The 8,263-nt window shown below is 61.9% G+C and carries 6 protein-coding genes; 4 read left to right on the top strand and 2 right to left on the bottom strand.

All coding sequences use genetic code 11. From position 1 onward, the window contains the following. Positions 1-156: 156 nt before the first annotated feature. Positions 157-1,329 (bottom strand): methionine adenosyltransferase, encoded by a 1,173-nt coding sequence (gene metK, locus Q1V57_RS01920; RefSeq protein WP_300527201.1) that lies wholly within the window; start codon positions 1,327-1,329, stop codon positions 157-159. Between the two features lie 187 nt (positions 1,330-1,516). Here metK and metF point away from each other — a divergent pair, with 187 nt between their 5' ends. The 4 genes from metF (at position 1,517) to Q1V57_RS01900 (ending at position 7,013) form a co-directional block, all read left to right on the top strand. After that, positions 1,517-2,392 carry a methylenetetrahydrofolate reductase [NAD(P)H] gene (metF, locus tag Q1V57_RS01915; protein WP_300527199.1) on the top strand — a complete coding sequence of 292 codons (876 nt, stop codon included), beginning with the start codon at positions 1,517-1,519 and terminating at the stop codon, positions 2,390-2,392. Then, entirely contained in the window at positions 2,389-3,447 is a 1,059-nt protein-coding gene (locus Q1V57_RS01910; protein ID WP_300527198.1) for a homocysteine S-methyltransferase family protein, read from the top strand. The genes metF and Q1V57_RS01910 overlap by 4 nt, the downstream gene beginning before the upstream one ends. 12 nt (positions 3,448-3,459) lie before the next feature. Then, positions 3,460-6,117, top strand: a complete 2,658-nt coding sequence (metH, locus tag Q1V57_RS01905) for a methionine synthase (RefSeq protein WP_300527196.1) — start codon at positions 3,460-3,462, stop codon at positions 6,115-6,117. 77 nt (positions 6,118-6,194) lie between these two features. Next, the gene (locus Q1V57_RS01900) at positions 6,195-7,013 is read left to right on the top strand and encodes a TIGR00282 family metallophosphoesterase (protein ID WP_300527194.1); all 819 of its coding nucleotides are present in this window, start codon (positions 6,195-6,197) and stop codon (positions 7,011-7,013) included. A gap of 3 nt (positions 7,014-7,016) precedes the next feature. On the opposite strand, the gene Q1V57_RS01895 is transcribed toward Q1V57_RS01900, so the two are convergent. Beyond that, positions 7,017-8,108 carry an SMP-30/gluconolactonase/LRE family protein gene (locus Q1V57_RS01895; protein WP_300527192.1) on the bottom strand — a complete coding sequence of 364 codons (1,092 nt, stop codon included), beginning with the start codon at positions 8,106-8,108 and terminating at the stop codon, positions 7,017-7,019. Positions 8,109-8,263: the final 155 nt, after the last annotated feature.

Here is an 8,263-nt window from a genome sequence, read left to right as displayed (position 1 = left end):
CCATGTCGAGCTCGGTGCGGCCCCATTTGGCCAGCGACATGTCCTTGACGACGTAAGGTTTGTCCGCGGATTGCGTCATGACCGTCAGGTCCTTCTTTTAGTCAGTTCTCAATAAGATGAGGGCCGGTCACCCGGCCCTCGAAACACGTGCTTGGATCAAGCGAGGGATTTGAGCTGGTCGACGAGACCGGTCGTTTCCCAGGAGAAACCGCCATCGGCATCCGGCGTGCGGCCGAAATGGCCGTAGGCGGCGGTGCGGGCATAGATCGGCTTGTTCAGGCCCAGGGCGGTGCGAATACCGCGCGGGGACAGATCGGCGATCTGCATCAACGCATCTTCCAGCTTGGCTTCGGCGATCTGGCCGGTGCCGTGCAGGTCGACATATAGCGACAGCGGCTTGGAGACGCCGATCGCGTAGGACACCTGGATGGTGCAGCGATCGGCCAGTTCAGCAGCGACGACATTCTTGGCCAGCCAGCGGCAGGCATAGGCGGCCGAGCGGTCAACCTTGGTCGGATCTTTGCCGGAGAAGGCACCGCCACCATGCGGCGCAGCACCGCCATAGGTGTCGACAATGATCTTGCGGCCGGTCAGGCCGGCATCGCCGTCCGGGCCGCCAATGACGAACGTGCCGGTCGGGTTGACGTAGAATTCAGCTTCCGGCGGGAACCAGCCCTCCGGCAGAACCTCGGCGACAACCGGGCGGACCAGTTCCTTGATATCGTCCTGGCTCAGACCGTCTTTGTGCTGGGTCGATACGACAACCGAAGTCACGCCGACCGGGCGGCCGTTTTCATAGCGCAGGGTGACTTGGGATTTGGCATCGGGCTCAAATTCCGGGCGGGCGCCGGATTTGCGCAGCTCTGCCATGCGCTTGAGGATCTGGTGCGAGTACTGGATCGGCGCCGGCATCAGCTCAGCGGTCTCATTCGTCGCATAGCCAAACATGATGCCCTGGTCGCCAGCGCCCTCATCCTTGTCGTCACCGGCATCAACGCCCTGGGCGATGTGCGCGGACTGCTCGTGCAGGAAGTTCTGGAAGTTGGAATTCTTCCAGTGGAAGCCGTCCTGCTCGTAACCGATATCCTTGACCGCATCGCGGGCCACGGCCTCGATTTCCTCGTCCGTCGGAGCGACGTCCTTATTGATGCGGGTTTCACCGGCGAGCACGATCTGGTTGGTCGTGGTCAGGGTTTCGCAGGCGACGCGGGCTTCCGGGTCGCGGCCCAGGAAAAGATCGACGACGGCATCGGAGATGCGGTCGCATACCTTGTCCGGATGGCCTTCGGAGACGCTTTCGGACGTGAAAATGTAAGACGAACGGCTCACGCGGATATCCTCATATAAAGATCGCTTTATGTCCCGGGCATAGATCAGATTAGGCGGCGATATGCAAGAGGCAGCTTCCGCTGCTGGAACCATTGGCATTAATCTGCTAGAAAATTTCTCGCATAAAGATATCTTTATGTGTATATAAATCACTGAATCACAAGTTTCAGGACGACCGGGTGGCCCGATGACAACGCCGATCATCTCCTTCGAATTCTTTCCGCCGAAATCCGAGGCGATGGAAAATACGCTGTGGAATTCGATCTCCCGGCTGCAGGCCCTGGCGCCGGATTTCGTTTCTGTGACCTATGGCGCCGGCGGTTCGACCCGGGACCGCACGCACCGCACCGTTCACCGCATTGTCGAGGAAACCTCGATCAAGCCGGCGGCCCACCTGACCTGTGTCAGCGCCACGCGCGACGAGGTCGATAGTGTGATCCAGGATTATTGGAATGCCGGCGTGCGCCATATCGTGGCGCTGCGGGGTGATCCGCCCGAGGGCGTGGGCGAGACCTATGTCCCGCACCCGGGTGGCTATGCTAACGCCGCCGAGCTGGCGGCCGGTATCCGCAAGATCGGAGATTTCGAGATTTCCGTCGGCTGTTATCCGGAAAAGCATCCGGAAAGCCCGGACTTCGATTACGATCTGGACCTTCTCAAGGCCAAGATCGACGCAGGGGCGACGCGCGCGATCACGCAGTTCTTCTTCGAGCCGGATCTGTATTTCCGCTATCTCGAGCGGGCTCGCAAAGCGGGTATCACCATACCGATTATTCCGGGCATCATGCTGCAGCCGAACTTCAACGGTCTCAAGCGTATCGCCGGATTGTGCGGTGCCTCGCTGCCGGACAGCCTGCATGCGGCTTATGACGGTCTCGATGATGATCCGGAAACCCGTCAGCTGGTCACCGCGCATGTCGCGGCCAAGCTGTGCGACGCGCTGCATGAAGGCGGTGTCGACCGTTTCCACTTCTACACGCTGAACCGGGCCGAACTCTCTCTGTCCACCTGCCACCTTCTCGGTATCAAGCCGAGCGCGACCCTCGCAGGAGAAGCTGCATGACCCGCCAAGACCGTATCCAGGCGCTTTCCGCGCTGGCCGAGGACCGCATTCTCATTCTCGACGGGGCCATGGGGACCCAGATCCAGGATCTGAAGCTGGATGAGGACGGGTATCGCGGGGCGCGTTTTGCTGATTGGGCCCAGCCGGTCAAAGGCAATAACGACCTTCTGAACCTGACCGCGCCTGAGGCGGTCAAGGCGATCCATACGGCCTATTTTGAAGCCGGTGCCGATATCGTCGAGACCAATACCTTCTCCGCCACCACCATTGCCCAGGCCGATTATGCCATGGAGCACCTGGCTGCCGAGATCGCGGCCGAGGGCGCGCGTCTGGCGCGTGAGGCGGCGGATGAAATGGAAGCCAGGACCGGCACGCCGCGCGCGGTCGCCGGGGCGATCGGACCGACCAACAAAACCCTGTCGATCTCACCGGACGTCAATGATCCGGGCTATCGTGATGTCGATTTCGACGCTGTTCACCAGGCCTATCTGGAACAGGCCCGGGCCATGGCGCCCTATATCGACCTGCTGCTGGTCGAGACTGTCTTCGACACGTTGAACGCCAAGGCGGCGATCAAGGCGCTGATCGATCTGGCGCAAGAAACCGGTGAGCACATCCCGGTGATGATTTCCGGTACGATCACCGACCGGTCCGGTCGCACCTTGTCGGGTCAGACGGCCGAAGCCTTCTGGTATTCCGTACGCCACGCCAAGCCCTGGGCGATCGGGCTCAATTGCGCACTGGGTGCTGAAGAGCTGCGGCCCTATCTGGCGGAGATTTCCCGCGTCGCTGACACCAGGGTCATCGCCTATCCCAATGCGGGTCTGCCCAATGATATGGGCGAGTATGACGAAGAGCCGCATGAGACCGCCGGTCACCTCAGCGAGTGGGCCGCTTCAGGCCTGGTCAATATTCTTGGCGGCTGCTGCGGTACCACGCCGGACCATATCCGCGCTATCGCTAACGGGTCGAAGGGTGCCAAGCCGCGCAATCCGGTCCGCCGCGAGCGTGCCATGCTGCTCTCCGGTCTCGAACCGTTTGAACTGACCGCTTAAGTCCGGATCATCATGACCAATTCTGCTTCGACTTTCGTCAATATTGGCGAGCGTACCAATGTGACTGGCTCGGCGCGTTTTCGCCGTTTGATCACTGAAGGTGACTATGCCACCGCCGTTTCCGTTGCCCGCCCGCAGGTCGAGAACGGGGCCCAGATCATCGATGTGAACATGGATGAGGGCCTGCTCGACAGTGTCGAGGCGATGACGGTCTTCCTGCGCATGATTGCCGGCGAGCCCGATGTCGCGCGCGTTCCGGTGATGATCGACAGCTCCAAATGGGAGGTGATCGAGGCCGGGCTGAAGAATGTCCAGGGCAAGGCCATCGTCAATTCGATTTCGCTCAAGGAAGGTGAGGAACCCTTCCTGGAGCAGGCGCAGAAATGTCTCGCCTATGGCGCTGCCGTCGTGGTCATGGCCTTTGATGAAACCGGCCAGGCGGAAACCGCTGAGCGCAAGTTCGAGATCTGCCAGCGCGCTTACACCTTGCTGGTCGAGACCGTCGGTTTTCCGCCGGAAGATATTATTTTTGATCCGAATATTTTTGCGGTCGCGACCGGCATTGAAGAGCATGACGACTATGCGGTGGCCTTCATCGAGGCGACCAAGCGTATCCGGGCCGAGCTACCGGGGTGTCACGTCTCCGGCGGCCTGTCGAACATCTCCTTCTCTTTCCGCGGCAATGAGCCGGTGCGCCGGGCCATGCACTCGGTGTTTCTCTATCATGCGGTCAAGGCCGGCATGGATATGGGCATCGTCAATGCGGGTCAGCTCGATATCTATGACGATATCGAGGACGAGCTGCGCGATCTGGTCGAGGACGTCATCCTCAATCGCCGCTCCGATTCCACCGAGCGTCTGCTCGCCGCCGCCGAACGCTATCGCGGCCAGGGCAAGGGCGCTGAACTGACCAAGGACATGTCCTGGCGCGAGGGGGATGTGTCCGAGCGCCTCAAGCACGCGCTGGTGCATGGTATCAACGAGTTTATCGTCGAGGACACAGAAGAGGCACGCCAATCGGTCGAGCGCCCGCTGCACGTTATCGAAGGTCCGCTGATGGACGGCATGAATGTCGTCGGTGACCTGTTCGGCGATGGGAAGATGTTCCTGCCCCAGGTGGTCAAGTCCGCCCGGGTGATGAAGCAGGCCGTGGCCCACCTCATCCCCTTCATGGAAGAGGAAAAAGCCGCTGCCGGTGAAGAAGCGCGCTCTGCCGGCAAGGTCATCATGGCCACGGTGAAGGGCGATGTGCACGATATCGGCAAGAATATCGTCGGTGTCGTTTTGCAGTGTAACGGCTATGAGGTCGTCGACCTCGGCGTCATGGTTCCGGCTGAAGTCATCCTGGAAACCGCGAAACGCGAAAATGCCGATGTCATCGGCCTGTCCGGCCTGATCACGCCGTCGCTGGATGAAATGGTCTTCGTCGCGGCCGAGATGGAACGTCAGGGTATCGATATTCCGCTGTTGATCGGGGGGGCGACGACCTCACCGGCGCATACGGCGGTGAAGATCGATCCGGTCATCGATGTCGCCCCGGTGGTGCATGTGCTCGATGCCAGCCGCGCCGTCGGCGTGGTGTCCAAACTCCTGTCCGATGACCGCGAGGCTTACGCGGCAACCGTGAAGCAGGACCTGGCCAAGATCCGTGAGCGCCGCCTGGCGGCCCGGGCGTCGAAAAAGCGCCTGCCGATCGAAGCCGCGCGCGCCAAGGGCTGGGATTGCGACTGGTCGGCCTATGTCCCGCCGGCACCGAAATCACCGGGCGTGCAGCATTTCGACATCCCGCTGGCCGAGCTGGTCGAGTATATCGACTGGACGCCCTTCTTCTTCACCTGGGAGCTCAAGGGCACTTATCCTTCCATTCTCGACGATCCGGCTCGTGGCGAAGCGGCGCGTTCCCTGTTCAAGGATGCGCAGGAGATGCTGAAGCAGATCGTGGCCGAGGACTGGCTCAACCCGCGCGGCGTCTGTGGCTTCTGGCCGGCCCAGCGTGATGGCGATGATGCAGTATTGTTCGCGGACGAAGAGCGCACGATTGAGAAGGCGCGTTTCTATGGTCTGCGCCAGCAAGCCGCCAAGGACAGCAATAACCCGCACGTCTCCCAGTTTGATTTCCTGGCCCCTGAAGGCACGCCGGACTGGCTCGGCGGGTTTGCCGTGACCGCCGGTGATAATCCGGAGATCGTGGAACGCTTCGAACGCGAACAGGATGATTACAACTCCATCCTGTTCAAGGCGCTGGCGGACCGTCTGGCCGAGGCGGCGGCGGAGTGGCTGCATGCCAAGGTGCGTCGTGAGCACTGGGGCTATGCGCCGGATGAAGCCTTCTCCAATCAGGAGCTGATCGCGGAGGCCTATGACGGAATCCGTCCGGCGCCGGGCTATCCCTCACAGCCCGATCACACGGAAAAGCGGACCCTGTTCCAACTGCTCGAAGCGCGTGAACGCATCGGCATGGACCTGACCAATTCCTTCGCCATGACCCCGGCATCATCCGTGTCCGGGCTCTATCTCTCTCACCCGGACAGCCATTACTTCGCGGTCGGCCGCATCCTGCGTGACCAGGTCGAGGATTATGCCAAGCGCAAGGGCTGGACCGTTGAGGAAGCGGAGCGCGTCCTGGCGCCGGTGCTCGATTATGTGCCGGGCACGCCGGTGGCTGCCTAGCCATCAACTGAAGCGGTTTTTGGACAAGCCCGGGGGGATGCTCCATATCCCCTGGGCAAGCCTGTCTGGAGTAGACCATGCGTTTCGCATTCTTTGGAGACATTGTCGGCAAGACCGGCCGCCGCGCCGCCGAGGCGCATCTTGCCGATCTGCGTGAGCGGCTGTCGCTCGACCTGGTCATCATGAATGCCGAGAACGCGGCAGCCGGTTTTGGCATTACCGAACGCATCTCCAACCAGTTGTTCGACATCGGCGCCGATGTCCTCACTCTGGGCAATCATGCCTGGGACCAGCGCGAAGCCCTGAGCTTTATCGAGCGCGAGCCACGCTTGCTGCGCCCGGCGAACTATCCGGTCGGTTCCACCCCGGGCAAGGGCGCCAACCTCTATGAGAGCCCTAACGGCCACCGTGTGCTGGTGATCAATGTCATGGGCAATCTCTTCATGGAGACGCTCGACGACCCGTTCGCCGCTGTGGAGCGTGAACTGGGAGCCGCGCCGCTGGGCGAGGTGGCAGATGCCGTCATTGTCGACGTGCATGCTGAGGCGACCAGTGAGAAGAACGCCATGGGCGTGTTCTGCGACGGCCGCGCCAGCCTGGTTGTCGGCACCCACACCCATATTCCGACCGCGGACACCCGGATCCTGCCTGGCGGCACGGCCTATCAGACCGATGCCGGCATGTGCGGGGATTATGACAGCGTCATCGGCATGGATAAGGAAGAGCCGGTGCGCCGCTTCACCACGCGCATGCGCACCGCGCGGTTCGAGCCGGCGACCGGCGAGGCGACGCTTTGCGGTGTTTATGTCGAGACCGATCCGGCGACCGGCCTCGCGGTGCGGGCCGAGCCGATCCGCGTCGGCGGCCAGCTCGCCGAACACATCCCGGCAGTCTAGCCCTCACTCGGCTGGCGGCGTGTAGCGCCCGACCAGACCCTCGGTCAGCGAACCGAGCCAGATATCCCCATTCTCGTCCGGCACGGCATTGGCGAGGAAGCCGAAACGGCCGTCCGGGTCGTGATAGCTGTCGAGATAATTGCCCTCTTCATCGATGACCAGCACGAAAGCGGTCGGCTGGCCGGCCTGGGCCCAGACCCAGTGCGGCAGCTTGGTCAGCATGCGGGTGATGAAGGGATTGCGGTGCAGGAAGGCGACCAGGGGTACACGCTGGGTGTTCATGGCGATATAGAGCCGGCCATTGCCGTCACCGAGCACACCATCGGGGCTGCCGGGCAGATTGTCAGCGACAATGTCCACCGTGCCAGCCTGCGGCCCCTCCAGCCAGTAGCGGGACAGGCGGTATCGGAAGGTTTCGAGCACGAAGACCGAGCGACCGTCCGCAGCCACGGCGACGCCATTGGCGAAATACATGTCATCAATCAGGATGTCTGTCTCACCCGTGTCCGGATCAAGCGCGATCAGGGCGCCATAGGGGCGGTTCTCCGCGAGATCGAAGAGATAGGTCGGCACATCGGGCTGGTTCGCCCATTTCCAGCTCGCTTCGGAGAAATAGATCGTGCCGTCCGGGCCGATGTCGAGATCATCGGCAAAACCGAACGGGCGGCCACCGGCCTCGGTGGCCAGAGTTTCATAAGCACCGGTGTCGACATCAATGCGGTAAATCCCGTCCGAGGCGGCGAGGATGAGCCGGCCTTGCAGATCCCAGATCAGGCCCAGGGCGGGCAGGGTGGTCGGCTGAGCCACGGTCTCGACCTGCCAGTTTCCCTGGCTGCCGGTGATGCGCACCACGGCGCCGGAATGCTGGCTGGCATAGATGGCGCCGTCCGGGCCGATCGCAACATCCTCGGAATTGGTGATCAGGCCTTCCGCGATCGGTTCGGCATCGGCGAGGCGTCCGCGCGGCTCGAGCACACCCGTCAGGGCCGGCGGTTCCGGTTCGTCCCAATAGGCCGGGTCGATCGATGATGGCCAGACATACCAAAGCAGCAACAGCGCCAGAATGGCTCCAAGAACACTCAGCAATGCGCGCATGATCACTCCCCCCGATGGATATTCCTATTACCCTAGCCCCGAGGCGGCCCGGTTCAAAGCGCAACCACGCGTGTGCGCATGCGGCTTGCCACACCCAAATCGTCCCGTACTGTATCAAGACCGCATGCGAAATGGGTGTCTGGTCAGGAGGAGGA

Origin of the sequence: Maricaulis sp., assembly GCF_030149425.1 — a bacterium.
Lineage (GTDB): Bacteria > Pseudomonadota > Alphaproteobacteria > Caulobacterales > Maricaulaceae > Maricaulis.
Note: the sequence above shows the minus strand (reverse complement) of the source record. Positions and strands in the feature narration are given on the sequence as shown.